Raw genomic sequence first — 26,389 nt, 5'->3', positions numbered from 1 at the left:
AAGATTCGACCAACGACATCGACGGCGGAGCGCCCGGCTTGACCGGTGGGCGGAAAGGGACGATCCCCCTGTCATCCGGGCGCGGCGCGTTTCCGCCGCGCCGTTCCAACCTGTCGGAGTTGCGAACCTCATGTCCTTTTCGAAGATTCTCCCGTTGATGCTGGCGGCCGCGCCCCTTGCCATGGCGGCGCCCGCCCTGGCGCAGACCGCGCCTGCAGGCGTCACCACCCAATTGCCCCGTGGTGCCGCGCCCAGCCATTATGCCATCACCGTCACCCCCGATGCGGCCAATCTGAAGTTCACGGGCAAGGTTAAGATCGACCTCGCCGTGGCGCAGGCCATGCCCGCGCTGGTGCTGAACGCCGCCGATCTCACCGTCAGCGGCGTCACCCTGACCCCGGCCAAGGGCAAGGCGATCAAGGGATCCGCGAAGGTCGACGCCGACGCCCAGACCGTGACCTTCGATTTCGGCAAGCCGGTCCAGCCGGGCAGCTACACGCTCGCCATCGACTATGCGGGCATCATCAACACCCAGGCGAACGGCCTGTTCGCGCTCGACTATAGCGACAATGACGGCAAGGCGAAGCGCGCTCTCTTCACCCAGTTCGAGGCGCCCGACGCCCGCCGCTTCGTCCCCAGCTTCGACGAGCCCAGCTACAAGGCGACCTTTGACCTTTCCGCCGTCATCCCCGCCGACCAGCTTGCCGTCAGCAACATGCCGGTCAAGAGCAGCGCCGACGCCGGATCGGGCAAAAAGCTGGTGACGTTCGGCACCAGCCCCAAAATGTCCTCCTACCTGCTCTTCTTCGGCCTGGGCGAGCTGGAGCGCGCAACGAAAATGTCCGGCGCGACCGAAGTCGGCGTGATTACCGGCAAGGGGAATACCGGCAAGGCGCAACTGGCATTGGACGCGTCGGCGGCGATCCTGCCCTATTATAACGACTATTTCGGCGTCCCCTTCCCGCTGCCGAAGCTCGACAATGTCGCCGGGCCGGGCCAGAGCCAGTTCTTCTCCGCCATGGAGAATTGGGGCGCCATCTTCACCTTCGAACGCGCCTTGCTGGTCGATCCGCGCTTCACGTCGGAAAGCACGCGGCGGACCATCTATTCCATCGTCGCGCATGAAATGGCGCATCAATGGTTCGGCGACCTCGTCACCATGGCCTGGTGGGACGATCTCTGGCTGAACGAAGGCTTCGCAAGCTGGATGGCGACCAAGGTCACGGACAAGCTGAACCCCGAATGGGAAATGCTGCTGAGCCGCGTCAATGGCCGCGAGCGGGCGATGAGTCTGGATTCGCTGGTGACGACCCACCCGATCCTCCAGAAGATCCACACCGTCGATGAAGTGAACCAGGCGTTCGACGACATCACCTATGAAAAGGGCGAGGCGGTCATCACCATGCTGGAGGGCTTTGCCGGCGAGGATGCGTGGCGTTCGGGCATCCGCGCCTATATGAAGCAGCACGCATACGGGAACACCGTCACCGACGACCTGTGGAAGGCAGTCGAGGGCGCGGGCGCGAAGGGCGTGGTCGGCATCGCCCACGACTTCACCAGCCAGCCGGGCATTCCGCTGGTGAAGGTGGACAGCGCCCAATGCCAGGGCGGTTCGACCCTGCTGTCGCTGAGCCAAGGCGAATTCAGCCGCGACCGCAAGGACAAGACGCCGCTCAAATGGAATGTGCCCGTCATGGCGCAGACCGTTGGCGGCGCGCAGCAGCGGCTGATCCTGAACGGATCGGCGCAGGTCACGCTGCCGGGCTGCGGCGCCTATGTGATCAATGCGGGCCAGACCGGCTATTATCGCTCGCTCTATCCGGAAGCGAACGTCAAGGCGCTGGCGAAGGACTTTACGAAGCTCGCCTCCATGGACCAGATCGGCCTGCTGGCGGACAATTTCCAGCTTGGCCTGGGCGGCTATCAGCCCATGGGCCTGGCGCTCGACCTGGTGGATGCCGTGCCCGCCGACGCCAGCCCCGCCGTGCTGGCGGAGGTGCCGGACTATCTCGACAGCGCCCATACCATGCTGGAAAGCGACAAGGCGGCGCAGGCGCGGGTCGCGGCCTATGCCTCTAAAAAGCTAAGCCCGGTGCTGGCGACCGTCGGTTTCGACGCGAAGCCCGGCGAAAATCCGCAGGTGCCGGTGCTGCGTTCGGCGCTGGTCTCCACGCTGGGCGGCATGGGCGACAAGGCCGTGGTGGCGGAGGCGAACAAGCGCTTCGCCGCGCTGGCGTCCAATCCGGCGGCGCTGGACGGGCCGCTGCGCAATGTCTGGCTGCGCATCATCGCTGAAAATGCCGACGCCGCGACCTGGGACAAGCTGCGCGCCATGGCCAATGGCGCGAAGTCGGACCTGGAAAAGAGCACGGTCTTCGCGCTGCTGGGCGTGGCGAAGGATGAAGCGCTGGCGAAGAAGGCGCTCGACCTCGCCATGACCGACGAGCCGGGCAAGACCACCAGCGCGGCGATCATCTCCGCCGTGGGCGGGGAGCATTCGATGCTGGCGGTGGATTATGTGCTGGCGCATCGGCAGCAATATGAGGCGATGATCGACGTGTCGGCGCGCAGCCAGGCGATTGCGCGGCTGGGCGGCAATTCGGCCGATCCGGCGATGGCGACGAAGCTCGACGCCTATGCCACCCAATATCTGACGCCGGAATCGCGCAAGGTGGTGGACCGCTCCATCGCTGCGATCAAGACGCGGATCGAGACGCGGGCGCGGCTGAAACCCGCGCTGACCGCCTGGTTCGCCTCCAGGTAAAAGGAAGGGCGGTGGAGCGATCCACCGCCCTTTTCATTCCTCCCTACGCGAAGCGTGGGGAGGGGGACCATGCGAAGCATGGTGGAGGGGAAGCAGCACAGGTCGCGCTCCTTCCCCCTCTTCCTTACCCCAACGGCGCGCTCGCCCAACGCCGCAGCCGCCCGTACAGCGCCGCGATCACGCCAAAGAAGGCAAGGATCGACAAGGGCACCGCCCAGCCATTTTCCGCCACCAGCGCCAGCGGCGCATCGCTGTCGGTCGCCGCGACCATCCCAGCGAAGGCCACGCCGAACAGGCTCTCCCCCACGATGAAGCCGGTCGCCATCAGCACGCCCATGCGCTCGGCGAATTCGGGGTTGGACTGGCGCAGCGCCCAGCGGTTGTAGACATGCCCGATCACCGCGCCAACCGGGATCAGCAAGGTCAGCGCCATCGGCAGGTAGATGCCCATGCCCACGGCCAGCGGCGGCAGGCGCAGCTTGCCAGCCTTGCCCAGCAGTTCGTCGATGGCGACGACGACCACGCCGATGCCCGCGCCGAAGCCGATCAGGCCCCAGTCGAGATCGCCGCCCAGCACGCCCTTCGCCAGCGCCGAAATCAGCGCCGCCTGCGGGGCGGGCAGGGCGGTCTCCTTGGCGCCCGGCGCGCCCGCGAAACCGAAGGCGCTGTTGAGCAGGTCCAGCACCGGCGGGATCACCAGCGCGCCGAAGATCACGCCCAGCACCAGCGCGACCTGCTGCTTCCAGGGGGTCGCGCCGACCAACTGGCCGGTCTTCAGATCCTGCAAATTATCGTTGGAAATGGTCGCGATCCCAAAGATAATGGCGGTCGTGAACAGCGCATAGGCGATCAGCGCCTGGGCCTGCTTCGGATCGCCGCCCGACCCGTAGATCGCGGCCAGGATCAGCGAAGCGCCCAGCACCGCAAGGATGCCGACGCCGGAAATCGGGCTGTTCGACGCCCCGATCAGGCCCGCCATATAGCCGCAGACCGACGCGATCACGATGCCCGCGACCAATATATAGGCCAGCGTCAGGCCGATGATCGGCACCGGATTGGCCGCGATCGGCCCGCCCTGCGCGAACAGCCACAGCAGGATGGCGATGGGGATCAGAGAGGCGAGAATGGTGCCGCCGACGATGCCGATGGGCAGGTCGCGCTCGGTCAGTTCCAGCAGCCCGGCATTGCCGCCCTTTCGCACCTTGGCGGCGGCGAGGGCGGACCGGATGCCGCTGACGATGGGGCCAAGGATCTTGAGCAACGTCCAGATCGCCGCGACGCCGATGGTGCCCGCGCCGATGAAGCGGGCCTTCATGCGGAAGGTGGCGCCGACGATCTCCGAAAGGTCCGCGCCCGAAGGCAGCGGCGCGGTGAGATAGGGCACCAGCCCGACCCAGCTTATCAGCAGGCCGAAGAACATGGCCACGCCCACCGACAGGCCGACCAGATGGCCGACGCCGATCAGCGCCATGGAAAAGCTGGTGGAGACGCTCGTCGCGCCCGCGCCGAATTTGAAAAAGGTCGCGGCTTCCTCCGCGATCAGCTTCGTCTTGGCGAGGACGGAGAAGGCGGCGGCGGCGACCGAACTGGCGACGATGGCGGCCAGCCCGCGCTTATTCTCCTCCAGCCCCTCGCGGGAGCCTGCGCCGACCTTCAGCACTTCGGCGGCGGCCACGCCTTCGGGATAGGGCAGGTCCGATCCCGTCACCAGCGCCCGGCGCAGCGGCACCGAATACATGACGCCCAATATGCCGCCCAGCGCGATGGTGAAGGCGGAGAGCCAATAGGGAAAGCCCTGCCACCAGCCGATGATGACCAGCCCCGGCAGCACGAAGATGATCGCGGACAAGGTGCCCGCCGCCGACGCGATGGTCTGGACGATATTGTTCTCCAGAATCGTGCCGGTCGCGAACATCCGCAGCACCGCCATGGATATGACGGCGGCGGGGATCGACGTGGCGAAGGTCAGGCCGATCTTCAGCCCCAGATAGACGTTCGCCGCCGTGAACAACAATGTGATGAGCGCGCCCAATATCACGCCGCGAAGCGTCAGCTCCGCCATCGGGGCCGCCCTGGCCGAATCACCTGTCACTTGTCTGTCCCCTTGCCTGCGGCTGTTTTATCGATGTCCGGTAATAATGTTGCTTGCGCGTGGATCAATCGGAAAGTGTCAGGAAGGGGAAACCGGCTTGCGGTCGGCGGCGATGGCCTCGTCCAGATAGGCGTCGACCAGCCGGGTCCAGAGCATATAGCCGCGCGGGTTCATGTGCAGCCCGTCGGGCCGGAACAGCGATGCGTCGGGCAGGCCGTCGGCCGCCAGCAGCACTCGGCCGACATCCAGATAATCGAAGCGCGTCACCCGCGACCGCGCCGCCACCGTCATGTTGACCGCCGCCATCTTCGGCCAGAGCGTCCAGCGGATCGGGCTGGGTTTCAGGGACAGATAGGCGATATGCGCCTTGGGATAATCGGTGCGGAGTTGTCTCAGCAGGGTCAGGACATTGTTGGCGACCTCGCCCGGCGATGCGCCCGCCGCCAAATCATTTTCCCCGACATAGACCAGGATGGAGCGCGGCTTCGCCCTGGGCAGCAGGCGCTTGTAATAATGCAGCACGTCGGGCGTGGTCGCGCCGCCAAAGCCGCGATTGACCGTGCCGATGTCCGGAAAACTCCCGCCAATGTCCCACAGGCGGATGCTGGAACTGCCCAGGAACAGCGTGGCGTCGGCGACTACCGGCCCCGCCTCATTGGCCTTGGCGAAGGCCTCGATCTCCCGGGAAAAGGGGAAGGCGGGGTCGGCGTTGATCCTGGGCGCCGGAATAGTGGGCGCCGGGACCTGCGGCTCCGCTGCCCGCAACGCGCCGCCCGGCCCGATCAGCAGGCCAAGGCCGAGCAGCGCGGACGCGACCTTAATGCCGATGCAGCGGACGGAGTTGATATTTGCCGTTCGCATAGGTGCCGAACATGCCGGAGATGGCGGGATGGTCGACAGGCTCCTCGCTGTCGTCCGCGACCAGATTCTGCTGGCTGACATAGGCGACATAGCTGCTTTCGCCATTTTCGGCGAGCAGGTGGTAGAAGGGCTGGTGCTTGTCCGGCCGGACCTCCTCGGGAATGGCCTGGTACCATTCTTCGGTATTGGCGAAGACCGGATCTATATCGAACACCACGCCGCGAAAACCGAAAAGGCGATGTTGCACCACATCGCCGAGGCTGAAACGGGCGTGGACGATCGGCGGGGCGGTAACATCGGGTCCGAAAATCTGAATCATGTCGTTCATATGATGCAATTTAGGATGGTTGCGTTGCGAAACAAGAAAAATGCTCGCCGCTGCTTGGCAAGGTAGGAATCATTCGCTAATGGCCGCCGCTCGACCGGGACGGCGCGCGCCGGACCCTTCTGCGGAGAGGTGGCAGAGTGGTCGAATGCACCGCACTCGAAATGCGGCGTGCCGGCAACGGTACCGAGGGTTCGAATCCCTCCCTCTCCGCCATAACTGCTTCCGCAACGGTTCTCATACGTTCACGAAACCTTGATTTTCCGGGGTTTTCGCGCATATATGCCTTTAGCGGTGTTCCGTATTCGTTCACAATCGTTCACCGCTCGGCATGGTAGATGCCATGGTATCGGGCCATGGCATCCATGGTATCGAGGGCAGGATGCTGAACGACGCGAAGATCAAGGCGGCAAAGCCGAGGGACAAGGATTATCGGCTCTCCGATTCCGGGCAGCTATATCTTCAGGTCTCCCGCGCTGGCGGCAAGCACTGGCGCATGAATTACACCTACGGGAAGAACGCCAAGGGAAGCCCGGCCCAGAAGACGCTCGCCTTCGGCTCCTATCCTGCCGTGTCGCTGGTGGAGGCGCGCGCAAAGCGCGACGCGGCAAAGCTGCTGCTGCGGGATGGCAAAGACCCGGCCGTCGAGAAGAGGATCGCCGTCAAGGTCAGGACCGAAGAGAACGCCAACACCTTTCAGGCGGTCGCTGAGCGATGGTTCGAACTCAACAGCGGCTGGTCGATGGAGAAGTTGCGTGCCTACCGGGACGCGAACGCCGGGAAATGGTCGCACAAATCGGCGGAGCGGTGGAAGACCTCCCCGGCGCCGTGGTCGGCGGTCCACAGCGCCGACGTGATCACCAGCCTGGAGCGCGATATATTCCCTGAGATCGGCGCGCTCCCCATTACCGTCATCAAGGCCCCCAAGCTGCTGGACGTCTTGCAGAGGATCGAGAAACGCGGCGCGATCGAGACGGCCCATCGCCTGCGCCAGCGATGCGCGGGCGTCTTCGCCTATGGCATCGGCGCTGGCCTTTGCGAAATGAACCCGGCGGCCGGGCTGGGCGCGAATCTGAAGGACAAGCCCCGACCGAAGAAGCAGCCCTCCATCATCGACGGCAAGCGGACGCAGGAGGCCCGGATCGAGGCTATCCGCCAGATGCTGCTGGACTGCGAAGCGGAGCGTTGCCGCGCCACGACCAAACTCGCCTTGCGCTTCATCGCCCTGACCGCCGTTCGCCCCAATGAAGTGCACGGCGCGCGCTGGGATGAGATGCACGATCTGGACGGTCCGGAGCCAACATGGATCATTCCGGCCGCCCGCATGAAGGGCGATGAGGGGCGTAAGGGCGAGGTCGATGGCGATCACATGGTACCGCTGTCGCGGCAGGCAATAGCTGTGCTGGATGCGGCCCGGATGGTCACCGGTGGTTTCCCGCTGATCTTCCCCGGCGAGCGCAATCCGCACCGGCCTATGTCGGAGAATACGCTGCGGGAACTGCTGATCCGAGGCGGTTATGGTGGGCGGCATGTGCCCCACGGCTGCCGCGCCGCCTTCTCGACCTATATGAATGAGCGCGCCAAGCTATTGGGCAACGTGGATGATCGGGCGATCATTGATCTCATGCTGGCGCATGTTCCATCGAACCGGGTAGAGGGCTCGTACAACCGCGCCGCCTATATGGAACGTCGGCGCGAACTGGCACAGGAGTGGGCGGACATATTGCTTGATGGGTTCTGGCCACCCGAAATCCATCTGGGGCAGCCGATACGGTACGCGGCGACTGGACCGGGCCGCGTTACGATTTGAACTTCGCGGCGAGCCAAGCAGCTTCCGAAGCGTGTTCTTCCTCGTAGCGATGCACTCTGCCGTTCGGCAACAGGATCGTGTCTGCGTTGCTGACGCCTCCGTCATCGGGGCCGTCCGGCGTCACCGCTCGAACATTGCCATCGGCGCAGAGAGCCCACCCGATGACAGTGGTGCGATAAACCCCATCATCGGCGCTGTCACCGGCATAAAGGAAGTAGGTGCCAGCGTCGGCCGGAATGAACTGAATTGGGCCTTCCGTTATCGTCTTTGCGTCCGAGGGGTATACCTCTACGGCGTCGTCCCCATCTAGATCGACGCGAACAGTGTCCACCTTGGAGTCGGGCAGCTTGCGAGGCTCATGTACCTTTCTGACCCGGCTTACGGGGAAAGATCGGCCTTTGGTATCAGTGAAGAACCGCATCAGGCGCGCTCCTCACTCTTGTCGTCCCGGATCGCGTTATTTATCACGTTGGGCCAATCTTCAAGGAACTCCGCAAGCTCAAACCGCTGGTCGGGAAAGGCGTGGTAAACAGCCCAGATGACGGCTGTAACGCCTTGCTTCATGACGCCTTCACGAAGATAGCCGCCCGTCGCCAGATCGCTGATGCCCGTGGCAAAATCGTCGGCAAGTTGCTCGATCGATTGTTCCAGCGTTTCATTCTGTCGTTCCATCATTCCCCCTGCTGTGCCTCGCGCTGCGAATCGCGCCACGCCAATATTTCGCACTCGCTCCAGCGGCTTGCAAAGCCCCCAGGCTTATATTGTTGTGGAAAATTGCCCTGCCGTATCAGGCGATAGATCATTGTCTTGCCCAGGCCGGTGATCTCCTTGACCTCTGCGAGCGTGATGAGGCGGTTCGTCATCGCCTGTTCCTTTCCGCAAGCTTTCGCAGCGCTCCGAGATGGTCCGCGATCCGCGACAGGGGCCAGCCGATCCAGATGATGGCCAGCAGCAAGAGGATGCCGGTGCCCTCGGTCATTGATCATTATCCTCAATTAAGCAGGGGTAGATGCGGCGCGGGTCGAGGCAGGACAGGCACTCGCAAGGGGCCGAAAGGTCTAAGTATCGCTCGCTCGCCCTCCTTGGCGGCCGAAAATTCGGCCCGTTGAGTTTTGCGGCTAGGTCGTAAAACTCAGGCATCGACCACCTCCGACCAATCTTCCGCCGAACCGGGCAGCGCGTCATCAGCGCACCCGGTGGCGGCATCTGGATCATCCGGCACTTCCTCATAGGCCATCAGCAACACCTGGCGGAGTTGCATGGCCCGGTCATCGCCGCCGCCCTTGGTCTCATTCAGGAAGCTTGCCCATTCCCGTTGATTGCGGGTCAACAGCGTCCGGAACATGCGATCCGGATCATATGCCTCAGGCGGTGAAATCGCGAGTTTCGTCAGCGCCGTGAACATGCTGGCGCCGGCGTTCAGCACTTCATCGGGGAACGCCTCGGCCATAGTGCGGAGCGCGTCGGCGCAGACCTTCTCACCATGCTTGCGCAGCACTTTGGCGATGGCGCTGGTAAAGGCGACCTCGCCTGGCACCCAACTCTGCGATCCTGTCTTGCGCGAGACTGTGAAGCCCGCGTCGGTGATCAGCCGGGCGATCACAATCGCCTCGCTGTCGCCGCTGGCGATGGCCGCGTGGAAGTCGTCCAGCCGGTTCATTGCCTTTCGGGTCCGGTTCATAGCGACGAACATCGCCGCCTCGTCCGCGACCGATCCATAGACCGCGACGCAGCAGGGCAGGAACGGAATGTCGCCGCGCAGCTTCGCCGCCGCGAGCCTGTGCTGGCCGTCGATGACCCAGAGCGTCCCGTCGTCGCGCTTCGAAACGACCAGCGGCAGGCACATGCGCCAGTCCCAGCCATTGGCGATCTTGGTAATCAGCGCCCGGCTGGCGCCGTTGTCGGTCGACCTCTGATAGCTGTCGTCAAGGTTGAGTTCGGCGGGGTTCCGGTTCTCGATAGATGGCGGCATGCCCTTGGCAGCGGGCCATTTCTTGCGGGTGGTGCTGGCCCTGGTTTCCGGCCGGGAAGAAATGGCAGATTTCCGGGCCTTCTGGCCGCTGCTGCCTGGTGACTGCGGCCGGGCGATTCCAATGAGTTCCTTTTGGGCCGAATCCACCCCAGAAGCCGCAGATTTCTGCGGGTTTAAGGTCGAGTTCCTGGGCGATTCCGCCTTATTCGGATCCAATGGTTTTTGAGCCCTGATCCGCGCGCTGATTTCGTCACTATCGTCGAAACGATCCGCGAAAGTGACGATTGCACGGCCACGGCCTTGCCGATTGATCTGGATGCGGCGGGCATCAGACAGGTCGGCTAGGATTTCCTGAACGCGACGCTCGCTGGCGATTTCAGCCTGGACCTTGATCTGGAGATCGGTTGGCCCGCTCATAGTGCCCTTCGTGTTCTCGACGTGGCGCAGATAGGCCATGACCCGCTCATGCTCAGCGGAATGGGCGCGACCATGCATTAGCGCCGCCCTTTGGAGCCGGGCAGCGAGGGGGCATGCTGCCCGGCTCCGCCAGCCGCCGCAGGGGGCGAAGCGGCCGGAACTGGATTGCTGAATGTCACGCGAGCGATTTCACGCATGACGATGTAGGTTGATCCGGGGCGCTGCTTTGCCAGGCGCTCAGCTTCGGCCAACGCCTCGCCCTCGGTCTGAAGCCGATACCGGGGATCGCGTTCCGGGTTGCGCCGCCAAGCCATGAAGGCATAGCTCTCGCGGGGAACGACGACGGCCTTGCTCTTCGACATGGTGCCGTGCTCCTTCATGCCGCTATCGGCGCGGGGGTGATCGGGAAAAGCTGCCTGACGCGACTGCGCGGGGCGGGGACGGGTTCCCCGTCGCCATCATCTGGACCGTCGTCATCGCCACCGTCAGGCCGCCGGTCTCCATTGCTGAAGTCGCTGCAAGATCGGGAGCGATGGGTTTCCGGCTGGGCATTGATCAGCACGCCGCCGACCTCAAAGGTCATCGGGAATGCAGCTTCGCAAACGCCCGTGTCTGCATCTTCTTTAGCGACGACAGGCTTCATCATGTCCGCTTCAGCGCCCTGGCGCCAATGAATGCATTTACCGCAAGTGCCGTAGCGTCTCAGCATGGCGCTTCCTCCTTGATGGGTTGATTGCTCGCCGGGCTGCGTGCTGCGGCGCTTGCCTTGGTCTGGCGACGCTTTGCCGGGATCGGCCCTCGCGCCTCGATGGCGCGGGCGCGGGCCTCCAGTTGCTCCGGGGTTAGGAAGCGCAGATACCTTCGCGCATCCTTATTCTTGAACCCCATGGTCGTGTTGATGTCCACGAACCGATGACCCTCGACCAAAAGCGCGATCACCCGCTGCCGACGTTCCAGTACGGCTGGCGATGACGCATAGGACTGCCCAGGCACTCGATTGTGGCGGTGCCCTTTGACATAGCTGTCCACGCATCCGTAGGGATGGAAGCGGTCCCTTCCGCACCCGCATTTGGGATGAGTGCCCTGCAATTTCATGATCGCCAGAAAAGGAGCAGCCACGCGGCGGATCGTATCCAGCCGCAATCCGGTGATCGCGCGCAGGTCGCGCAGGCTCATGACGCTCGGAAGCAGTTCGACAATCTGCGCCGCGACCTCAGGCGTTATCCGCTTGTCATTGTCCTGCGTCATTTCACGATCCTCAGCGCTGGGGCGGCCTGTTCGTCCTCCGCATCACCGAGAAGCGCGCTCTGCATGTCCTCGGCCGATGTCGCAGGCAGCGGAACAAGGCCTTGGGCTCCGTTGGTGCCGCTCGTCATGACCGTGCCGACCGCGACCTGAACGGGGCGCCGAGCTATCGCTGGCCCAAGTCCGAGAAATTCCCCGCGCTTCAGATCGCGGATGCGCTCGACGTCCTTTGGTACGAGACCGAGCAGATCGCCAGCGCGCTTGATGTCGATGTCGAGGAAGGTGCGCCCCATCAGAAAGTTGGATGCCTCGGCCGCGACGTTCTTATGCAGCTTCGCCAGCCGCTGCGTGGCCAGTATGCCGGCAAGCCCACGCTTGCGGCCCCGGCACATGAGGTTCGTCATGGCCAGCAGGACTCCTTTGCGGATTTCCCTGTCTTCGCCTCCGTCGTTGGCGGGGGCGAACAACTGTGCTTCATCGACAAACACCAACGCCGGGAGCCAGTGTTCGCGGGGGGCATCGAACAGTCCGCCAATGAAGGCGCCGACGCATTCCATCTGCTGCTCGGCATCGTAGGCTTCGAGGTTCAGGACAACGGAGCCCCGATGTTGGCGGGCTCGCATCGCGATCTCCGCGAGCTTGCTGACCTTATGGTCATGGGCATGGATGATTGTGTGGCCGAAGGTCTCGCCCAGCCCGACAAAATCACCTTCGGGATCGATGATGATCTGCTGCACGATCCCGGTGCTCTCTTCGATGATCTTCCGGAGCAGGTGGCTTTTGCCGCTGCCGCTGTTTCCCTGAACCAAGAGCCTGGTGGTCAGCAGTTCTTCCAGATCGAGCGATACCGTCCGCCCGGAGAAAGTGCCGATCTCCAACGCATTTTCTCCTTGCGGCTGCACTGGTGCCGCAAATGCAATCTGGGCCTCTTCGGGAGTGATGCTTGCTGCATCGCGCAGGGGCGCGGCGGGGCGAGCAGCCTTTGGCTTGCCCTCGAACCCGAAGTCTGAAGCGCGCGGTCGGGACTCCACGTACCGCTTGACCGGGGCGGGCGCCGGCGCGGCCTGCCCATTGGGCAGGTTCTCAGGTAGTCCAGCATCTTTACGCCAGTGGATGATGTTATTGACCGATGTCGGGATCGCATCAGCGATCTCACGGTCAGTCTGGCCAGCATCATGCAGGGCAAGAGCCAGTAGCTTTTGCGTTTCCCCAAAGAAGACGCCGTGACGCTGGTGCATCATTCCGCTCCTGCCTCTTCATAGGATTTGCGCAGCGCCCGAAGCATCACTTCGGCGCGCTCCATCCCGCCCTCGACCCCGCGCGTGACCTCCTGCCAACCGGGCAGGCCGACTTCCGCCAGCACGATCTGCATGAGGTCAAGATCGAGGGGATTGCCCGAGGTGTTGGCTTCATGGATGAGCTTACACAGCGCGTCGAAAATGGAACTGCCGCCAACCATCGCCAGCCCTTCGAAGGCCTTAGCCATGGTGGAGAGAGCGAGGACGGCGACCTCCTGTCCCTGCGCCGTCAAGGCCCGCTTAATGGCGTTGACGAAAACAACTTCGCCCGGCTTCCAATATTGCCAAGCTGCGATCCGGCCTACGGCCAGCCCGGCGCGCTGCACTGTCTCGTTGATCTCCAGCGCCTTCTTGTCACCCGCCACGACCGCCGCATGGAAATCGTCCAGCATGCCCATCGCCCGCCGCGACCTGTTCGCTTGCACGAACAGTTCCGCTTCGGCCTTCGGATCATCGAAATCGAATATGACGACCGGCAGATGCGGAATGTCCCCGCGAAGGCTCGCTGCTTCCAGCCGGTGCTGGCCGTCGATCACGAACAGTTCGCCATTGCGGCGCGAGACGAGCAAGGGAAGGCAGAGGCGCCAATCCCAATTTTCCGCGATCTTCACGATCAGCGTCCGCGACGCCCCGCCCTCGATCGAGCGCTGATAGGTGTCATCCACCTTGAGGTTCTCCAGCGGCTGGAACTGTGGCGCTGGGGGCGTTCCGATCGCTGGCTTGATCCGCAGCGGCTTATCCATGCCGATCCTCGACTTGCGGCCGGACCGAAAGGCTTGCCTCTGCGCCTTCATCGCTTCGGTTTTCTCGCTAAGATCGGCCACGACCTCATTGTCGGCTCCGGCGATCTGCTTCAGCTTTTCGGGCATCACCTTGGGGAGGCAGGCGTACACGCCATTATTGATTTCGAAGACCGCAAAGCCACGCTGGACCTGGGTCTCTCCGTCAGATGCATCAAGATTGAAGCTACCGTCGGCGTCTAGTTCCGACAGGACCCGCTCTGCGATCCACTCAGGCAGCGCCCGCTGCCCCGTGTGAATGTGGATTTTATTAGGCGCGGACATGGGGCGCCCCCTCTTCAGCATCGGCGCGGAGCGCGTTGACGACAAGGACGTCCTGGCGGATATTGCGGGCCAATTCCGGGTAGATCGGATCAACAGACTCCGCCCCTGCCGGCCAGGTCTGCGACAGATAGGCGCTGATGGTGCGGAGCGCTGCCTTGATGCCTTCGCACAGTTTGGTGGCATCGTCCTCGGTTTCGGGCACGATGTCGGGCAATTGATCGGCCATGGCGGATGCCAATCCGGCCAGAATCATGAGGTCGCGATCATCACCTTCGGGGTGAAGGTGGAGAAGGGCGTATTGGGCCTCCGTCAAAACCTTGAAAGAGATGGTGCTGACATTCTGAAATGCGACGTTTTTGCGCACGGATGCCAGTCGTTCTGCGCGGGTATGGAGCGCTTCGGCTTTGGCGATATGGCGGGCCATCTCTATGATGGAAGTCGCCGTCTTTTCGGCATGCAATTCTGCTGCTCGCGGAGCAGCATCGCTCCGCGACGTGTTGCCGTTAGGCATAGTCGGGGTCTCCTGTGTCTAAGTGACAGGAGAGACCGTGCGCTTGCCCCTACCGAGGGGCTACGGACGCCAGCGCGCTCCTGCCTGCATCACCGTCTTCGACCCGTGGGCGATCAGGTGACGCGACAAGAGATAACCAGTTTTCTGGTTACTGCAACAATTATTTTTGTTGAAAAATCGTTACACGCGGCGAGCGAACCACACGACGCGGCCAAGTATTTGAACTTCCTCAGCTAATCGTTCGGTTGTTCGATATATCTCGTTGCGGCTGATCACCCTAACCTTCGGTGGCTCGCTGTCGTGAATCTTCTCCAGATATTTTACGACATAGCCGTCGCCGTCCCAGAGGCAGAACGCGCCTGGCTGCGCGAGGGACGTTTTCCGCTTGTCGACCAGAAGTTGATCGCCGGACTGAAAGTCTGGCGTCATGGAATTTCCTTCTATCTGGATTGCAAGAAGGTCTTTGGGTTTGGCCCTGAGTTCATATTCGACCAGGGCGCGAGAGAAGGCTATCTTCTCAACATCGCCCTCCCCGGTTCCTCCTCCGCCGGCGCCCGCATACGTCGGTAGAACCTCGACGTCGACAGACGCGGTGCCACGCTCGAAGGTGCGGTTTCCTTCATCGCTAGCCAGTTCGCTGAGCGCTTCATAGACATATTGAGCCCAGCCCGGCATGCGCTTTGCCCGGCCCTGCTCAAAGGCAGAGATGGTTTGCTGTGAGAGGCCGATATTATCTCCCGCTGCCCTCGCTTTCGCGCGCGCGAGATCGGCAAGCTCTGCGGTGGAGATGTTCAACGTCCGGCGCGAGTTGCGGATAAATTCCGCCAGCCCAGCAATGCTCTCTTGTTTATATCCACTCATTTTTTTGTCATACCCCCTCTGACGCGCGAAATCCCTACAAAAATAATTGTTAAAGTCTGGTAAAGCGGCTATGGTCCCTGCCATGTCGCCTCAAGAAGCATTCGCCACCGCAGTTCAGAAGGCGGGTGGCCAAGCAAATCTCGGCCGCAAGGTCGGAACATCCCAACAGCGGGTTTGGTATCATCTCAGCAAGGGGCATCCCATGCCTGCTGAATGGGTGTTGGCCGCTGAGCAGGCAACCGGCGTGCCAAAGCACCTCATTCGGCCCGACATCTTCGCTGCTCCTGCCGAGGCGGAGTGACGCCGATGTCTGGGGGCAGATCATATCGTCAGCAGCGGTCGGCGGCAGAGGCGGCGCAGTTCCAGCGCATCGTGGAAGAAGCGAAGGCGAGGCATAGCCTGTCCGATATTGTCGCGCGCCACACCAACCTGAAGAAACGCGGCCCGCGCGAGCTGGTAGGACTGTGCCCGTTCCATAGCGAGCGGTCGCCCAGCTTCGAAGTCAATGACGCCAAGGGCACCTATCATTGCTGGGGATGCGGCGCGGCCGGCGATGCCATCCGCTTCCTGGTCAACAAGGAAGGGATGACATTCATCCAGGCTGTTGAGTGCCTGATGGGCGAGGCCTTCCCCGTGATCTCTGACGAGGAGCGCGCGAAGCGAAAGGCCGAGGACGAACGGGACATGGCCGAGCGCATCGCGCTTGCCCGCTCGATCTGGTCGAGATCAGTACCTGCATCTGGCACTCCCGCCGAAGTCTATGCCCGGTCGCGCGGAATCACGATGGACCTGCCGGAGACGGTCCGGTTCGTCATGACGCCGCGCTGGCGTGATCCGGAGACGGGGGAGGTCGGCCGCGATTTTCCCGCCATGGCTTGCGCGCTACAGGACGGAACCGGGGCAGTCGTCGGCGTGCAATGTGTCTTCCTCGCTCATGGTGGCCGGAGGAAATACGAACGCATCAAGGATGACGGCACCAGGGCGAAGGCGAAACTCAGCTATGGGGCTGTGATCGGATCAGCGTTTCGGATCGGCCCCCCGTCCGATCATCTCATCATATGCGAAGGTCCAGAGGACGGACTGACGCTGCGGCAGCAGCTTCCGGACAAAACGGTCTGGGTTGCATGCGGCACCGCGCTCATGCCCCGCGTGTCGATACCCTCAGAGGTGCAATTCATCACCCTGGCAGGTGACAACGGCAGCGCCGGACGGGTTGCGGTCGATGAGGCGACCGCCGCGTATATGCGGCTAGGCTTGGCGGTAGGCGCCATCTTTCCCGACCCCCCTTTCAAGGACTGGAATGATCAATTGCGGGGGGTGCGCAACTGATGGCGACGCTCGCGCAAAAGATGGACGAAGCCGATTTTGCCCGCCCTGAACCCCTGCCGTTGACGGGGGAGATCAGCAAGGGCGAGGAATACCCGCTGGAGGCGTTGGGCGAAACGATCGGATCGGCTGTCGCGGCCATATCGCGCAAGGTGATGGTGCCCCCGGCGCTCGCCGCCAATTCGGTTTTGAGCGCCTGCTCCCTGGCCGTTCAGCCCTATGTCAACGTCCTGCTGCCGACTGATCAGGCGCGCCCGGTCAGCCTGTTTCTGGTCACGGTGGCTGAGAGCGGCGACCGCAAATCGACAACCGACGACATCGCGACAAATGAAATCGGTCAGTATCAGCGCGACCTTCAGGAGCAGCATGCCCGAATGGAGCATGAACTCATGGCCCGCAAACTCGCCTGGGATACCAGCAAGAGCGAAGCGCTGACCCAGTCGAAGAAGAAGGGCCGGGAGGCGATCGAGCAGGCGCTAAAGGATCTCGGCCCGCGCCCTCAAGACCCGATGACGCCGGTCATAACGGTCCGCGTCGGCACGACGCAGGGCCTGATCAAGCAATTCGAGCACGCCCGGCCATCGTTGGGCCTGATGTCCGATGAGGGCGGGTCATGGCTGGGCGGATACGGGCTATCGGAAGACAGCCGCCTGTTCACCGTGTCGACGCTCAGCGATCTTTGGGACGGCAAGCCGGTCCAGAGGCTGACGGCCGGCGAAGGCTCCACGTCCCTGTACGGCCGCCGCCTGACATTTCACATGATGATCCAACCCATCCTCGCCGGCAGGCTGCTCGGTGACGCGGAGTTCAAGGGACAGGGCTTTCTCAGCCGCCTGCTGGTTGCCCAGCCGGAAAGTCTTGCGGGGACGCGCCTTGTTGATCCCCGTGCGCCGGCCGATCCGGCAATAGCTCAGGCGATCGAAGGCTTTGACCGAAGGCTTGCGCAAATCATCCGGGCGAAACTTCCGATGGATGAGGAAACCCGCGCGCTGAAGCCAAAGGCTATTCCGCTGACGCCGATGGCGAAGGAAATTTGGTGGGCATTCGCAAACGAGTTGGAGCGGAGGATCGGCAAGGGTGGCGATCTAGCAGACGTTCGCGGATTCGCCACAAAACTTCCGGAGCAGGCGGCACGCATAGCCGCAGTGCTGGCGGTATTTCATTTCGGGCCGAAGATCGACGCCATTGAGGACGAGATGCTCGCGTCCGGCATTACCCTCGCACGATATTACCTCACAGAGGCGGTCCGCCTGTTCGGCGTCGCCTCTCCCAACCAAGTTTTGGTCGACGCCCAGGTAGTCTCCGACTGGCTGAAAAACGACTGGAAGGAAAACCTGATTTCGGTCGGCGCCATTCAACAGCGCGGCCCAGCCCAGATCAGAAAGCGTAACGCCGACCAGATCAAGGAAATCATCGCCGCCCTTGTCCGCCACGACCATCTTTCCGCCCCTATGACCGGCGGCGGCATGGTGTCCGGCAAGAAGGTGCGCGAGTGCTGGAGGATACAGGTCCGCCATGCGTAACCGCGCTCTTTCGCAAACTATAGCAGCCCCAAGCGATAGTCTTGATGCATTCGAAATATCGGCAAAAGCCGAGGATTTCCGCCGGTTCCGCATGAACCGGGCTGAGACTTTAGCAGCTTTAGCAGCTTTAGCAGGGGGCAAGGATTGGGCGAAGGGCGTAGATGCCCTGTTACGGCTTCCGGACCCCGCCTTCATGTCGCGGCAAGGCTGGGATACCTTCTGCTGGCGCGTTCACCAGTTCGCTACCGAATGGGCCGATGACGGCCTGCGGTACGGCTGGACGATGTTGGATATGTTCGGCTGCAATCCTGACCCGGCAGCCCGCAGGGTCGATCGAAATGGCGTCGCCATGACGATCGGCCGGATGCTCTCGCCTCTGACGGTCTGCGCAGTAGACGCGGATGGCTGGCACCTTGCCGACCAGCGCGGCTCACTGCTTCGATACCCCCGGATGGAGCGCTTAGGGCAGGTGCCAATGTGGCAGGCATTCGCCCCGCGCTCTGGCCCATAGCTTTAGCAAGGAGGCTGCTAAAGTGCCGCTAAAGTTTTCATCGACAGGCCTGATCCACCACGTTCCAACAGGGAATGGAGGGCGGATAACCTATTGTTATATATATAATAATGATGGAACATATTATGAACATTGATATGTTTTATAGCCTCTTTAGCAGGGCTGATGCTAAAGCTGCTATTGTTGCTAAAGTTCGCAAAATCCCCCTCGGCCGGCTGATGCTCTGCTGGACGCCGGGTGGCGAAGTCATGGCGGTCGAATGGCCCGATAGGGCCGGCGTCGCGGCGCACCTATTCCGGAGCGACCTCGCCTGTTGCCAAGATTGGCACGAACTGGAGCACCACGAACGGGTGGTTAAGCTCTGGACTGTCGTCGGGCAGATCATCTGCCGCGACGGCGTCGACCCGGCGAAGGTCCGGCGCGCACTCGTCGCCTGCACCGATGTTCCTCTGGAACTGGTCGCATGAGTAAGCCCCGCCCCACCCCTGCCGCCGCGCTGACTTTTACCCCGCTCGCCGCCCTGGCTGTTGGAATAGCCTGGGGCTTCGCCGCCGCGTCTCTCGTCTACTCGCTTCGATACCGTTCACTGCGGCGCAAGATCGCCGTAGGTGGGGACGGTATTCCCTCTGCGGATACGGTCGCCTGGGCAGAGCGAATGGCCGATGAGGTCGAGGCGAGCCCGTCTCGGTATTTATCGGACGTGGACGAGCGGGCCTTGCGGGGCGATCTTCGACTCCCGCTTTCCGTCATCGATCATGCGCCAGTGACGGTGCGCGAGATGATGCGCCGGATGAGGCGCAAATCGTGAAGCGCTCCCGTCCGACCCCCGCCGACCTTGCTGCGTCTCTGACGGCGGTCAAGCTGCTCATCAAGGGGATGAACGGCGCCATGCCGACGTTGGCGGCGGAACTGCGGCGGGAAGCCTGCGAACGAATAGACGACGTGATTGACGACCTGGGGAGCATGAAGCGGTGACGGACAAGACGATGACGCGGGCAGAACGGATCGCAAAGGCTCGCGCTGATCTCGCGGCGGCCTATGCGGCGGACCCGGAAGGCGTGGCGCGGTTCAACGCCCGCATGGCGCGCCTGGCGGCGGCGCGGAAGCGTGAGCAGCAGCGGGTCGAGCATCTGGTGCTGGGCCTTCCGCGCCCGGTTGAACGCGTGATTGAGGGTAAGCGGAAGGGCCGCAGAAAGCCGAAGATGGTTGAGCGTCCTATGCGGCTGGAACCCGGCATCGAGGAAGCCGTGCAGGTTCGCGAGGCGTGGAATCACAAGGCTTACGGCACGCCTGAGACGTGGGAACGCTCGACCCGCACGCATGATGGCTCACTCGTCCAACTGCACCGCAATGGCACCATCGACAAAGACCAGCTCGAATGGGCAGCGCAGATCGCGAACGTCTATCGCAGCCTGGAGGCCGACGTGGCGGTGAAGGTGGCGAGCCTTGAGGCCCGCGTCGATCAGTCACGCGGTGGCGGTCGGGCGGCAGAAGGCGTGCTAAGGGTCCGAATGCACCTGGCATATGGCTATTGGCGAGACATGCTGCCCATGCCCAAGCAGATGGTGCTGGACATGATCGTAGGCGACGCGATCGGGTTCACCGTGGCGGCGCGTCGTTACCGGGTCCATAATCGGCGGGCTCGGCGCGAACTCATAGCGGCAATAGATCGCTGGCCATTGTGCGTGGCCGCCGCGTTCTCATTGGTCGGGCCCGAGGAAATCGACGCCATGAACCATGGCCAGATAGTCGAGCCGACTTGGCTCAATCCTTCGATCCGGCTGGCGTCTAACGAAGTCGACGAGCAGCCTGAAAATCGTCTCGGTCCAGATACGTCCGTCGCGTCTGCGATGCCGCCGATCGATGCTGCGTTCTTGGATGATCGTGGTATGTTGCGGGACTGGACCGACATCGCTGACATCATTCGGTCGAGGATTAGCGGGGTAACCTGATGGCGTTAATTTGCTTGCGTGATCAACCTGGCGTGGGGGTGCTTGAATGGGAAGTGGAGCAGCACGGCTGGAAGGACGAGACAATCGAGTGGGCTCACGATCTCGCTGAAGATCTGTTCGGCGTGTGCGAGATCGACATCGAGGATGAGATCGCCATGGACGATCCCCGTTTCGAGTTCCTCAAGCTGATGCGCGACGAGGCTGACGAATATTGGGGGCGGCTCGGCTGGGACATCACCGACGGCAAGGGAGGGCAACTCCGCGTTATGGAGTATCTCGCACGACCGTTGCTCTGCGCTGTGAAGCGCCTCCATCCCGACGCAGCTTTCACGATGGCGGAGGAAGCGTGGGCTGCGCAATTGGAGGCAGACGCAAAGAGCTTTAAGTCTACGCGAGGGTTATAAAAACCCTCTTGCAAGTGGCCACGAAATCGTCCAAAAAAGCCCAAGGACCATTGTGTCCAGCGAAGGCCCAGCGATACGCGTGGGCCTTTTTCGTTGGCTTCATGTTCCCGCTCTGACTGGTTTATCCCGGCGCATGCGCCGTTCCAGTTATCGGGCTTGCCCAAGGCCAGCAGCTAATCCGTCGCCACGGCGGGCGGTAAGGCAGACGTGCTATGAGCGTCCGCGCTGGTGACGGGTCATAATTGCCGACCGGACAGACCGAGAGGAAATCTGGCCGGCACCCCCGACGCGGCGGCGCTGAAGGAAGCGCAGGCCATGGAACGCTGGCTTAACCGAACCACCAGCCAAGGCCCCCGATCAGCAACGGATGGGTACAGCCAGAGGGACACCCGCCAGCAGCCGGTATCAAGCCCGGCCCGCGTCACGACATTTCGGAACAATTGGTTCCACTCGCTCCAGTTCCCCCGGCAACGGTGGAAGCCGCTGGCCTTTCGGTAACCCCTGAGATGGAGGGGTCAGCGGCAGTCATTCAGGAGGCGATATGCCCGACACCATCCCGCGCCGCATGTCGGTTGATGACGAGACGGTTGATTGGTCTATTGCTCCGCGCCTGTCGATCAGCGTGGATGGCGTCGTGCAGGATCAGGTCATCTCCTATGACATGGACGCCGGCCTGGTCGTGAAGTTCGCCGTAGACGCAGACGGCAAGGCTATCGTGGGGGACGACGAGTTGGTGAGAGAGGAGGTGCGGGGCGTCGTCACCGTGACCATGCGATCTGATGCCAAGCCGCCCACCCAGCCTGAAGGCTAAGCCTCGCGCCAAGGCTTGGTCCACCACGCGCAAGAGCAGGCAGGAGCGCGGCTATGGCCGCGAGCATGACCTGATGCGGGTCATGGTGCTGCAAGAGGAACCGCTGTGCCGTCCCTGTGCGGACGCCGGCCGCGTGACCCCGTCGACCATCGCTGACCATATCAAGCCCCTAAGCGAAGGCGGGACGGGCGACCGGGCGAACTATCAAGGCATCTGCAAGCCCTGTCACGACATCAAGACGGCCGAGGAGGCGGCGAGGGCGCGGAGGGCACGGGCGAGACCATAACCGGGCCGGATCGGACCCAATGGGTGGGGCGGGTCGAAAGTCAGGCCCCCTAGCGCGTAGGACCGGGGCCGGAGGTCTTTTTCTGCGCGTGCGATTTAAACTTTCGGGCCTCTAAAACTTTGCGACCGTGGCCCGCAACAATGTTGCGAGGCATCATGGAGCGAGGGCGAAAACCTGAACCGAAGGCCGTGAAAGCGGCGCGCGGCACCCTCCAGCCGGTGCGCGACGGACTGAAAACCGAGATCATTGTGCCGGGCAGTCCCCCGGCTATGCCGGACTATCTGACGCCCGAGGCGATCGATGTCTGGCAGGAAAACATCGGCCGCGTGATGGCGGCCGGCACGTCCGAACTCGATAGCGACCTGTTCGCCCGATACTGCTCCGCCGAAGCGCTAGTGCGCATGGCGTTCAAGGCGGGCGGCGAGCCTCCCAGCGCCGCCTATCTGACGCTGCTGCGGCAATATGCCGAGCTGCTGGGGATCGCTGGACGCAAAAGCCGGGTCGGCAAGGTGACCGATGACCCGACGAAAAACCGCAACCCATTCGCCCGCAACGGGTCACGCTAGGGACTATACCGCTATCGCGCTGGCCTATGCTAAGGCGGCGGTGGCGGACAAGCAGCAGAAGCGGCACTGCAAGATGGTCCGGCAGGCATGCCAGCGCCATCTGGACGATCTGAAACGGGCGAAGACCAAGGAGTTCGCCTACACCTATTCGGACTGGCACGGGAACGATGTCTGCGACTTCATCGAGAAGCTGCCGCACATCGAGGGCAACTGGTGCAAATGTCCCGGCGCTGCCGATGGTGTCCATGACGATCGCTGCGGGTGCATCGACCTTGAGCCGGCGCAAATCTTCGTCCTGTCGACCGTCTTCGGATGGCGGCGCAAGGACAACGGCCTGCGCCGGTTCACGATGGTCTATGAAGAGGTCGCTCGCAAAAACGCGAAGTCGACCAAGACGGCAGGCGTGTCGCTCTACACGCTATGCTGCGAAAACGAGGCCGGTCCTCAAATCCTGACGGTCGCCACGACGTTCGATCAGGCCAAGAAGGTTTTCTACCCGGCTAAGCGCATGGTCGAAAAGCTGCCGGACCTTCAGGAGGCGTTCGGCGTCACGCCCTGGGCGAAGTCAATCACCTGCGCGGACAACGGCGGTTACATGCAACCGCTGCACGCGAAGTCGAAGAGCCAGGACGGACACAACCCGCACCTCGTCACGCTCGACGAGTTCCACGCGCACAAGGATCGCAGCCTCTACAACGTGATGCGTTCGGCCTTCGGCGCGCGGAAGCAGCCGCTTATGTGGGCGATTACCACGGCCGGGTCCGACATCAACGGGCCGTGTTACGAGGAACGCACCTTCGCCGCCAAGGTGCTGAACCGGGCGATCGAGGCGGAGCACTATTTCGCGATCATCTTCACGCTGGATCGCGCCGAGGATTATGACGACGGCCGGAAGGTCGGCGATGATCCATTCGATGAGCGCAACTGGTGCAAGGCTAACCCGCTGCTTGGGTCGGCCGTTCAGGTGGAAGAATTGCGCGCCTATGCGATCGAGGCGAAGAACAATCCGGCAGCGGAAGGCGAGTTCAAGACCAAGCGCCTGAACGTCTGGATTGGCGCGCTGTCCGCCTGGCTGAACGTCACGCAATGGCAGAAGTGCGGCGATTCGAACCTGTCGCTGGATGATTTCGAGGGGCTGGATTGCTGGATAGGCGCCGACCTTTCCAACGTCGATGACCTTTCCGCCGTGGTGCTGGCCGCCGTCGACCGGGAGGATCGTCTGCTCGTCAAGACATGGTTCTTCGTGCCAGAAGCGCGGCTGAAGTCCGAAGATACCAACGTCAAGCAGATTACTGAGCTGTACCGGCGCTGGGCAAAGGAAGGCTTCCTCACGACGACAGAGGGGGACTTCATCGATCACCGCCGCATCGAGGATCTGATCCGCGAACTGAAGGAACGGACGGCCGCCAAGAAGGCGACGTTCGACCAATGGAACAGCGGCCTAGCGATGGCGAGCCGCCTCAACGAAGATTTCGGCGAACCCGATCATCCGTTCGCCGTCCAGCTCGCGAAGAACGCGCGCAATGCGACGGATCCGGCGAAGGCGATCGAGGCGCGCGTGAAGGCAGGGCCACACCGCCTGCAGCATGACGATAATCCGGTGATGACCTGGATGATCGGCAACGCGGTTGTCGATCGCCGAACCGATGGCAGCCTCCTTCCGAAGAAGGAGACGGCCAATAGTCCGAACAAAATCGACGGGGTGGACGGCATGATCAACGCGACCGCCCCGATGCTGCTGCCCGCCGAAGAGGACAACGGCATGAATGACTTCTTGGCCGCAGCCAGGGCGCGCGCCGCGTGACGCTCGGCCGGAAAATGTGGCGTGGGTTCCGAACCGCGCTCTCGCTGCTGAGCCCGAGTGCCTGGAAGGCGGCGCTCGTAGGCACGTCGTCGAGCGGGAAGACGGTAAATGCCTCGAACGCCCTGACACTATCGACCGTATGGGCCTGCGTCCGGCTGGTGTCTGGCACGATCTCGTCGCTGCCGTTCATGGTCTATCAGGACGGGCCGAACGACAGCCGCTCCATCTTCAAATCCCACCCGCTCTATGGGATTCTGCACGATAGCCCCAATGCCGACCAGTCGGCGCTGGATTTCTGGCAGTTCATGTGCGTCAGCCTGGAGCTTTGGGGGAACGCCTTCGCCCGGATCACGCGCGGGCGGGGTGGCAAGGTGGTCGCGCTGACGCCGGTCCGCCCCGAGATCGTGCAGGTTCGTCGCGTTGCCGATGGCTCAATCCGGTATCGCTATGTCGACGCCGGCCAGACCGTCGACATCGGGCAAGACGAGATGTTCCACATCCGGGGGTTCGGCGGCTCGCCGCTCGGCGGCCTTTCGACGCTGGCCTTCGGCCGCCACTCCTTCGGCCTGGCGATGGCAACAGATGAAGCTGCCGCCCAAGTATACAAGAACGGCCTCCGTCCCTCGGGCGTGCTGACAACGCAGAACAATCAGACGCTGAAGCCCGACCAGCGCGATGACATCTACAAATATGTCGTCGACCCCTTCGCCGGCGAGAACAATGGCAAGCCGCTCGTCCTCGAAGCCGGCCTGAGCTGGCAGGCCATCGAGATGAAGGCCGTCGATTCGCAGATGATTGAAAGCCGGCAGTTCTCTGTGGAGGACGGCTGCCGGTGGTTCGGTGTCCCGCCCCATATGATTGGCCACACGGCAGGCAACACCAATCTGGGGAGCAGCATCGAGCAGCAGACGCTCGGATGGCTGATGTTCGGCCTTCGCGAGCGGCTGAAGCGGATCGAACAGGCGATCATGAAGCAGTTGCTGACGCCTGCCGAGCGTCTCACCGTGACGGTCGAGATCAATTTCGAGGGGCTGCTGCGCGCCGACAGTGCCGGCCGCGCCTCCTTCTACGCAGCCATGGTGCAAAACGGCATCATGACGCGCAACGAGGTTCGTCGCCTAGAGAACCTGCCACCGATCGAAGGCGGAGACGATCTGACGATCCAGTCCAACATGATCCCGGCCGGGCGGCTGGGCGAACTCACGAGCACCGGAAGCGAGGCAGCAAAGCGGTCGATCATCGACTGGCTGGGTCTGCGCCACATGCTCGAACCGGAGAAAATCGAATGCTGATGCACTTCAAGCATGGGCAACTGAAGGTCCGCGACTTCAGCCTGTCGATCAAGGCCGAGGCTGTGAAGGATGACGGCACCTTCGAGGGATATGGCTCTGTCTTCGGCGTGACCGACAGCTACGGCGAGATCGTCGCGGCCGGCGCGTTCACGCAGAGCCTGAAGGAGATCGCGGCGAAGGGGCGCCCCGTCCCCGTCCTGTGGCAGCATCAGTCCTCCGCGCCGCTGGGGGTCTATGAGGCCCTTTCCGAAGACGAGCACGGCCTGAAAGTTTCGGGTCGGCTGCTGATCGACGATGTGCCCAAAGCGAGGGAGGCCCATGCGCTGCTGAAGGCCGGTGCCGTGTCGGGCCTGTCGATCGGCTATTGGGTTCGCAAGTCGAGCTACGACGAAAAGACCGGGGTCCGCACGCTGACCGAGCTGGACCTGGTGGAGGTCAGCCTGGTGACGTTCCCCGCGAACGACGACGCCCGTATCGAAGCGGTGAAGTTCAAGCTGGAACGCGGACAGCTCCCCACGAAATCCGAATTCGAGAAGGCACTGCGCGAGGCTTTCCCCTTCTCGAAATCGCAGGCCGCGGCAATCGCCAGCCACGGCCTAGATCACCTGCTCCGGAGAGAGTCCGAGGGCGCCGGCGACATCAAATCAATTTCCGACGCCATTGCAGGCTTTAACCTGCCCAAGCTCTGAGGAGT

The 26,389-nt window shown here is 62.7% G+C and carries 31 protein-coding genes and 1 tRNA gene; 18 read left to right on the top strand and 14 right to left on the bottom strand.

Features of this window, described 5'->3' with window-relative positions; translation table 11 throughout:
- Positions 1 to 130 precede the first annotated feature (130 nt).
- The gene (locus L286_RS36095; RefSeq protein ID WP_025160464.1) at positions 131 to 2,764 is read left to right on the top strand and encodes a M1 family metallopeptidase; all 2,634 of its coding nucleotides are present in this window, start codon (positions 131 to 133) and stop codon (positions 2,762 to 2,764) included.
- A gap of 124 nt (positions 2,765 to 2,888) precedes the next feature.
- Here L286_RS36095 and L286_RS36090 read toward each other — a convergent pair whose 3' ends face one another.
- From L286_RS36090 to hspQ, 3 genes are all read right to left on the bottom strand, one after another.
- Positions 2,889 to 4,826 carry an OPT family oligopeptide transporter gene (locus L286_RS36090; RefSeq protein WP_020819348.1) on the bottom strand — a complete coding sequence of 646 codons (1,938 nt, stop codon included), beginning with the start codon at positions 4,824 to 4,826 and terminating at the stop codon, positions 2,889 to 2,891.
- A gap of 108 nt (positions 4,827 to 4,934) precedes the next feature.
- Entirely contained in the window at positions 4,935 to 5,717 is a 783-nt protein-coding gene (locus L286_RS36085) for a GDSL-type esterase/lipase family protein (protein WP_020819347.1), read from the bottom strand.
- Positions 5,674 to 6,045: a heat shock protein HspQ gene (gene hspQ / locus L286_RS36080; protein ID WP_007688595.1), complete on the bottom strand. Its 372-nt coding sequence runs from the start codon at positions 6,043 to 6,045 to the stop codon at positions 5,674 to 5,676. The genes L286_RS36085 and hspQ overlap by 44 nt, the downstream gene beginning before the upstream one ends.
- A 123-nt stretch (positions 6,046 to 6,168) precedes the next feature.
- Between hspQ and L286_RS36075 the strand changes: the two genes are divergently transcribed.
- Both L286_RS36075 and L286_RS36070 read left to right on the top strand, forming a co-directional pair.
- Positions 6,169 to 6,258: transfer RNA gene (locus tag L286_RS36075), tRNA-Ser, on the top strand.
- Between the two features lie 127 nt (positions 6,259 to 6,385).
- Positions 6,386 to 7,852, top strand: coding sequence for a tyrosine-type recombinase/integrase (locus tag L286_RS36070; RefSeq protein WP_020820056.1), 1,467 nt, complete (start codon positions 6,386 to 6,388; stop codon positions 7,850 to 7,852).
- Here L286_RS36070 and L286_RS36065 read toward each other — a convergent pair.
- The 11 genes from L286_RS36065 to L286_RS47525 form a co-directional block, all read right to left on the bottom strand.
- Positions 7,842 to 8,273, bottom strand: coding sequence for a hypothetical protein (locus L286_RS36065; RefSeq protein ID WP_020820055.1), 432 nt, complete (start codon positions 8,271 to 8,273; stop codon positions 7,842 to 7,844). The two genes, L286_RS36070 and L286_RS36065, sit on opposite strands and share 11 nt — an antisense overlap.
- Positions 8,273 to 8,527, bottom strand: coding sequence for a hypothetical protein (locus L286_RS36060; protein WP_021223483.1), 255 nt, complete (start codon positions 8,525 to 8,527; stop codon positions 8,273 to 8,275). The genes L286_RS36065 and L286_RS36060 overlap by 1 nt, the downstream gene beginning before the upstream one ends.
- Positions 8,524 to 8,715 carry a helix-turn-helix transcriptional regulator gene (locus L286_RS36055; RefSeq protein ID WP_020820053.1) on the bottom strand — a complete coding sequence of 64 codons (192 nt, stop codon included), beginning with the start codon at positions 8,713 to 8,715 and terminating at the stop codon, positions 8,524 to 8,526. The genes L286_RS36060 and L286_RS36055 overlap by 4 nt, the downstream gene beginning before the upstream one ends.
- A 269-nt stretch (positions 8,716 to 8,984) precedes the next feature.
- Entirely contained in the window at positions 8,985 to 10,280 is a 1,296-nt protein-coding gene (locus L286_RS47535; RefSeq protein WP_152520612.1) for a DUF6551 family protein, read from the bottom strand.
- Between the two features lie 38 nt (positions 10,281 to 10,318).
- Positions 10,319 to 10,603: a hypothetical protein gene (locus tag L286_RS36040; RefSeq protein ID WP_152520611.1), complete on the bottom strand. Its 285-nt coding sequence runs from the start codon at positions 10,601 to 10,603 to the stop codon at positions 10,319 to 10,321.
- A gap of 14 nt (positions 10,604 to 10,617) precedes the next feature.
- Complete coding sequence (locus L286_RS48535; RefSeq protein WP_020820049.1) at positions 10,618 to 10,950, bottom strand: hypothetical protein; 333 nt, start codon at positions 10,948 to 10,950, stop codon at positions 10,618 to 10,620.
- Positions 10,944 to 11,489 (bottom strand): hypothetical protein, encoded by a 546-nt coding sequence (locus L286_RS36030; RefSeq protein ID WP_020820048.1) that lies wholly within the window; start codon positions 11,487 to 11,489, stop codon positions 10,944 to 10,946. The genes L286_RS48535 and L286_RS36030 overlap by 7 nt, the downstream gene beginning before the upstream one ends.
- Positions 11,486 to 12,727, bottom strand: a complete 1,242-nt coding sequence (locus L286_RS36025) for a helicase HerA domain-containing protein (protein ID WP_443214721.1) — start codon at positions 12,725 to 12,727, stop codon at positions 11,486 to 11,488. The genes L286_RS36030 and L286_RS36025 overlap by 4 nt, the downstream gene beginning before the upstream one ends.
- Positions 12,724 to 13,848: a DUF6551 family protein gene (locus tag L286_RS47530; protein WP_020820046.1), complete on the bottom strand. Its 1,125-nt coding sequence runs from the start codon at positions 13,846 to 13,848 to the stop codon at positions 12,724 to 12,726. Before L286_RS47530 ends, L286_RS36025 begins: the two co-directional genes overlap by 4 nt.
- The gene (locus L286_RS49005; protein WP_193746240.1) at positions 13,835 to 14,272 is read right to left on the bottom strand and encodes a hypothetical protein; all 438 of its coding nucleotides are present in this window, start codon (positions 14,270 to 14,272) and stop codon (positions 13,835 to 13,837) included. The genes L286_RS47530 and L286_RS49005 overlap by 14 nt, the downstream gene beginning before the upstream one ends.
- 267 nt (positions 14,273 to 14,539) lie before the next feature.
- Positions 14,540 to 15,304, bottom strand: a complete 765-nt coding sequence (locus L286_RS47525) for a LexA family transcriptional regulator (protein ID WP_020820044.1) — start codon at positions 15,302 to 15,304, stop codon at positions 14,540 to 14,542.
- Between L286_RS47525 and L286_RS36005 the strand changes: the two genes are divergently transcribed.
- From L286_RS36005 to L286_RS35940, 15 genes are all read left to right on the top strand, one after another.
- Positions 15,291 to 15,521, top strand: coding sequence for a transcriptional regulator (locus L286_RS36005; RefSeq protein WP_021223479.1), 231 nt, complete (start codon positions 15,291 to 15,293; stop codon positions 15,519 to 15,521). The genes L286_RS47525 and L286_RS36005 overlap by 14 nt on opposite strands.
- Positions 15,522 to 15,592: 71 nt before the next feature.
- On the top strand, positions 15,593 to 16,549 hold the full coding sequence (locus L286_RS36000; RefSeq protein WP_238559314.1) for a CHC2 zinc finger domain-containing protein: 957 nt from the start codon (positions 15,593 to 15,595) through the stop codon (positions 16,547 to 16,549).
- The gene (locus L286_RS35995; RefSeq protein WP_020820041.1) at positions 16,549 to 18,069 is read left to right on the top strand and encodes a YfjI family protein; all 1,521 of its coding nucleotides are present in this window, start codon (positions 16,549 to 16,551) and stop codon (positions 18,067 to 18,069) included. Before L286_RS36000 ends, L286_RS35995 begins: the two co-directional genes overlap by 1 nt.
- Positions 18,062 to 18,580: a hypothetical protein gene (locus L286_RS35990; RefSeq protein ID WP_020820040.1), complete on the top strand. Its 519-nt coding sequence runs from the start codon at positions 18,062 to 18,064 to the stop codon at positions 18,578 to 18,580. The genes L286_RS35995 and L286_RS35990 overlap by 8 nt, the downstream gene beginning before the upstream one ends.
- Before the next feature lie 125 nt (positions 18,581 to 18,705).
- Positions 18,706 to 19,047: a hypothetical protein gene (locus L286_RS35985; RefSeq protein ID WP_152520608.1), complete on the top strand. Its 342-nt coding sequence runs from the start codon at positions 18,706 to 18,708 to the stop codon at positions 19,045 to 19,047.
- The gene (locus L286_RS35980; protein WP_020820038.1) at positions 19,044 to 19,388 is read left to right on the top strand and encodes a hypothetical protein; all 345 of its coding nucleotides are present in this window, start codon (positions 19,044 to 19,046) and stop codon (positions 19,386 to 19,388) included. The genes L286_RS35985 and L286_RS35980 overlap by 4 nt, the downstream gene beginning before the upstream one ends.
- Positions 19,385 to 19,555, top strand: coding sequence for a hypothetical protein (locus tag L286_RS49000; RefSeq protein ID WP_020820037.1), 171 nt, complete (start codon positions 19,385 to 19,387; stop codon positions 19,553 to 19,555). Before L286_RS35980 ends, L286_RS49000 begins: the two co-directional genes overlap by 4 nt.
- Positions 19,552 to 20,532: a hypothetical protein gene (locus L286_RS35975; protein ID WP_020820036.1), complete on the top strand. Its 981-nt coding sequence runs from the start codon at positions 19,552 to 19,554 to the stop codon at positions 20,530 to 20,532. The genes L286_RS49000 and L286_RS35975 overlap by 4 nt, the downstream gene beginning before the upstream one ends.
- Positions 20,533 to 20,546: 14 nt before the next feature.
- Positions 20,547 to 20,936: a hypothetical protein gene (locus tag L286_RS35970; RefSeq protein WP_152520607.1), complete on the top strand. Its 390-nt coding sequence runs from the start codon at positions 20,547 to 20,549 to the stop codon at positions 20,934 to 20,936.
- Positions 20,937 to 21,477: 541 nt separating this feature from the next.
- Entirely contained in the window at positions 21,478 to 21,747 is a 270-nt protein-coding gene (locus L286_RS35965) for a hypothetical protein (protein ID WP_020820034.1), read from the top strand.
- Positions 21,716 to 22,033 carry an HNH endonuclease gene (locus L286_RS35960; protein ID WP_020820033.1) on the top strand — a complete coding sequence of 106 codons (318 nt, stop codon included), beginning with the start codon at positions 21,716 to 21,718 and terminating at the stop codon, positions 22,031 to 22,033. The genes L286_RS35965 and L286_RS35960 overlap by 32 nt, the downstream gene beginning before the upstream one ends.
- Before the next feature lie 140 nt (positions 22,034 to 22,173).
- Positions 22,174 to 22,599 carry a hypothetical protein gene (locus L286_RS35955; protein ID WP_021223476.1) on the top strand — a complete coding sequence of 142 codons (426 nt, stop codon included), beginning with the start codon at positions 22,174 to 22,176 and terminating at the stop codon, positions 22,597 to 22,599.
- Positions 22,550 to 24,403: a terminase large subunit gene (locus L286_RS35950; RefSeq protein ID WP_029986383.1), complete on the top strand. Its 1,854-nt coding sequence runs from the start codon at positions 22,550 to 22,552 to the stop codon at positions 24,401 to 24,403. The genes L286_RS35955 and L286_RS35950 overlap by 50 nt, the downstream gene beginning before the upstream one ends.
- A complete protein-coding gene (locus L286_RS35945; protein WP_020820030.1) occupies positions 24,400 to 25,695 on the top strand; it encodes a phage portal protein in 1,296 nt (431 codons plus the stop codon). Before L286_RS35950 ends, L286_RS35945 begins: the two co-directional genes overlap by 4 nt.
- Complete coding sequence (locus tag L286_RS35940) at positions 25,689 to 26,384, top strand: HK97 family phage prohead protease (RefSeq protein WP_020820029.1); 696 nt, start codon at positions 25,689 to 25,691, stop codon at positions 26,382 to 26,384. Before L286_RS35945 ends, L286_RS35940 begins: the two co-directional genes overlap by 7 nt.
- The last annotated feature ends 5 nt before the right edge of the window (positions 26,385 to 26,389 follow it).

The sequence above is a fragment of the Sphingobium sp. HDIP04 genome, from assembly GCF_000445085.1.
Lineage (GTDB): Bacteria > Pseudomonadota > Alphaproteobacteria > Sphingomonadales > Sphingomonadaceae > Sphingobium > Sphingobium indicum.
The sequence above is the reverse complement of the archived record's forward strand: the minus strand, read 5'-3'. Positions and strand labels throughout refer to the sequence as shown.

What these genes read in the sequence shown, in the direction of transcription:
- L286_RS36005 (WP_021223479.1), top strand. Translation starts at nt 15,291, where the DNA reads ATGGTCCCTGCCATGTCGCCTCAAGAAGCATTCGCCACCGCAGTTCAG.
- L286_RS36095 (WP_025160464.1), top strand. Translation starts at nt 131, where the DNA reads ATGTCCTTTTCGAAGATTCTCCCGTTGATGCTGGCGGCCGCGCCCCTT.
- L286_RS36040 (WP_152520611.1), bottom strand. Translation starts at nt 10,603, where the DNA reads ATGTCGAAGAGCAAGGCCGTCGTCGTTCCCCGCGAGAGCTATGCCTTC.
- L286_RS48535 (WP_020820049.1), bottom strand. Translation starts at nt 10,950, where the DNA reads ATGCTGAGACGCTACGGCACTTGCGGTAAATGCATTCATTGGCGCCAG.
- L286_RS35950 (WP_029986383.1), top strand. Translation starts at nt 22,550, where the DNA reads ATGACCCGACGAAAAACCGCAACCCATTCGCCCGCAACGGGTCACGCT.
- L286_RS49005 (WP_193746240.1), bottom strand. Translation starts at nt 14,272, where the DNA reads ATGGCCCGCCATATCGCCAAAGCCGAAGCGCTCCATACCCGCGCAGAA.
- L286_RS35980 (WP_020820038.1), top strand. Translation starts at nt 19,044, where the DNA reads ATGAGTAAGCCCCGCCCCACCCCTGCCGCCGCGCTGACTTTTACCCCG.
- L286_RS36070 (WP_020820056.1), top strand. Translation starts at nt 6,386, where the DNA reads ATGGTATCGGGCCATGGCATCCATGGTATCGAGGGCAGGATGCTGAAC.
- L286_RS35965 (WP_020820034.1), top strand. Translation starts at nt 21,478, where the DNA reads ATGCCCGACACCATCCCGCGCCGCATGTCGGTTGATGACGAGACGGTT.
- L286_RS35995 (WP_020820041.1), top strand. Translation starts at nt 16,549, where the DNA reads ATGGCGACGCTCGCGCAAAAGATGGACGAAGCCGATTTTGCCCGCCCT.
- L286_RS36055 (WP_020820053.1), bottom strand. Translation starts at nt 8,715, where the DNA reads ATGACGAACCGCCTCATCACGCTCGCAGAGGTCAAGGAGATCACCGGC.
- L286_RS36065 (WP_020820055.1), bottom strand. Translation starts at nt 8,273, where the DNA reads ATGCGGTTCTTCACTGATACCAAAGGCCGATCTTTCCCCGTAAGCCGG.
- L286_RS47525 (WP_020820044.1), bottom strand. Translation starts at nt 15,304, where the DNA reads ATGGCAGGGACCATAGCCGCTTTACCAGACTTTAACAATTATTTTTGT.
- L286_RS35990 (WP_020820040.1), top strand. Translation starts at nt 18,062, where the DNA reads ATGCGTAACCGCGCTCTTTCGCAAACTATAGCAGCCCCAAGCGATAGT.
- hspQ (WP_007688595.1), bottom strand. Translation starts at nt 6,045, where the DNA reads ATGAACGACATGATTCAGATTTTCGGACCCGATGTTACCGCCCCGCCG.
- L286_RS35985 (WP_152520608.1), top strand. Translation starts at nt 18,706, where the DNA reads ATGAACATTGATATGTTTTATAGCCTCTTTAGCAGGGCTGATGCTAAA.
- L286_RS35955 (WP_021223476.1), top strand. Translation starts at nt 22,174, where the DNA reads ATGTTGCGAGGCATCATGGAGCGAGGGCGAAAACCTGAACCGAAGGCC.
- L286_RS36025 (WP_443214721.1), bottom strand. Translation starts at nt 12,727, where the DNA reads ATGATGCACCAGCGTCACGGCGTCTTCTTTGGGGAAACGCAAAAGCTA.
- L286_RS47535 (WP_152520612.1), bottom strand. Translation starts at nt 10,280, where the DNA reads ATGGCCTATCTGCGCCACGTCGAGAACACGAAGGGCACTATGAGCGGG.
- L286_RS35960 (WP_020820033.1), top strand. Translation starts at nt 21,716, where the DNA reads ATGCCAAGCCGCCCACCCAGCCTGAAGGCTAAGCCTCGCGCCAAGGCT.
- L286_RS36060 (WP_021223483.1), bottom strand. Translation starts at nt 8,527, where the DNA reads ATGATGGAACGACAGAATGAAACGCTGGAACAATCGATCGAGCAACTT.
- L286_RS36090 (WP_020819348.1), bottom strand. Translation starts at nt 4,826, where the DNA reads ATGGCGGAGCTGACGCTTCGCGGCGTGATATTGGGCGCGCTCATCACA.
- L286_RS47530 (WP_020820046.1), bottom strand. Translation starts at nt 13,848, where the DNA reads ATGTCCGCGCCTAATAAAATCCACATTCACACGGGGCAGCGGGCGCTG.
- L286_RS36085 (WP_020819347.1), bottom strand. Translation starts at nt 5,717, where the DNA reads ATGCGAACGGCAAATATCAACTCCGTCCGCTGCATCGGCATTAAGGTC.
- L286_RS35940 (WP_020820029.1), top strand. Translation starts at nt 25,689, where the DNA reads ATGCTGATGCACTTCAAGCATGGGCAACTGAAGGTCCGCGACTTCAGC.
- L286_RS36030 (WP_020820048.1), bottom strand. Translation starts at nt 11,489, where the DNA reads ATGACGCAGGACAATGACAAGCGGATAACGCCTGAGGTCGCGGCGCAG.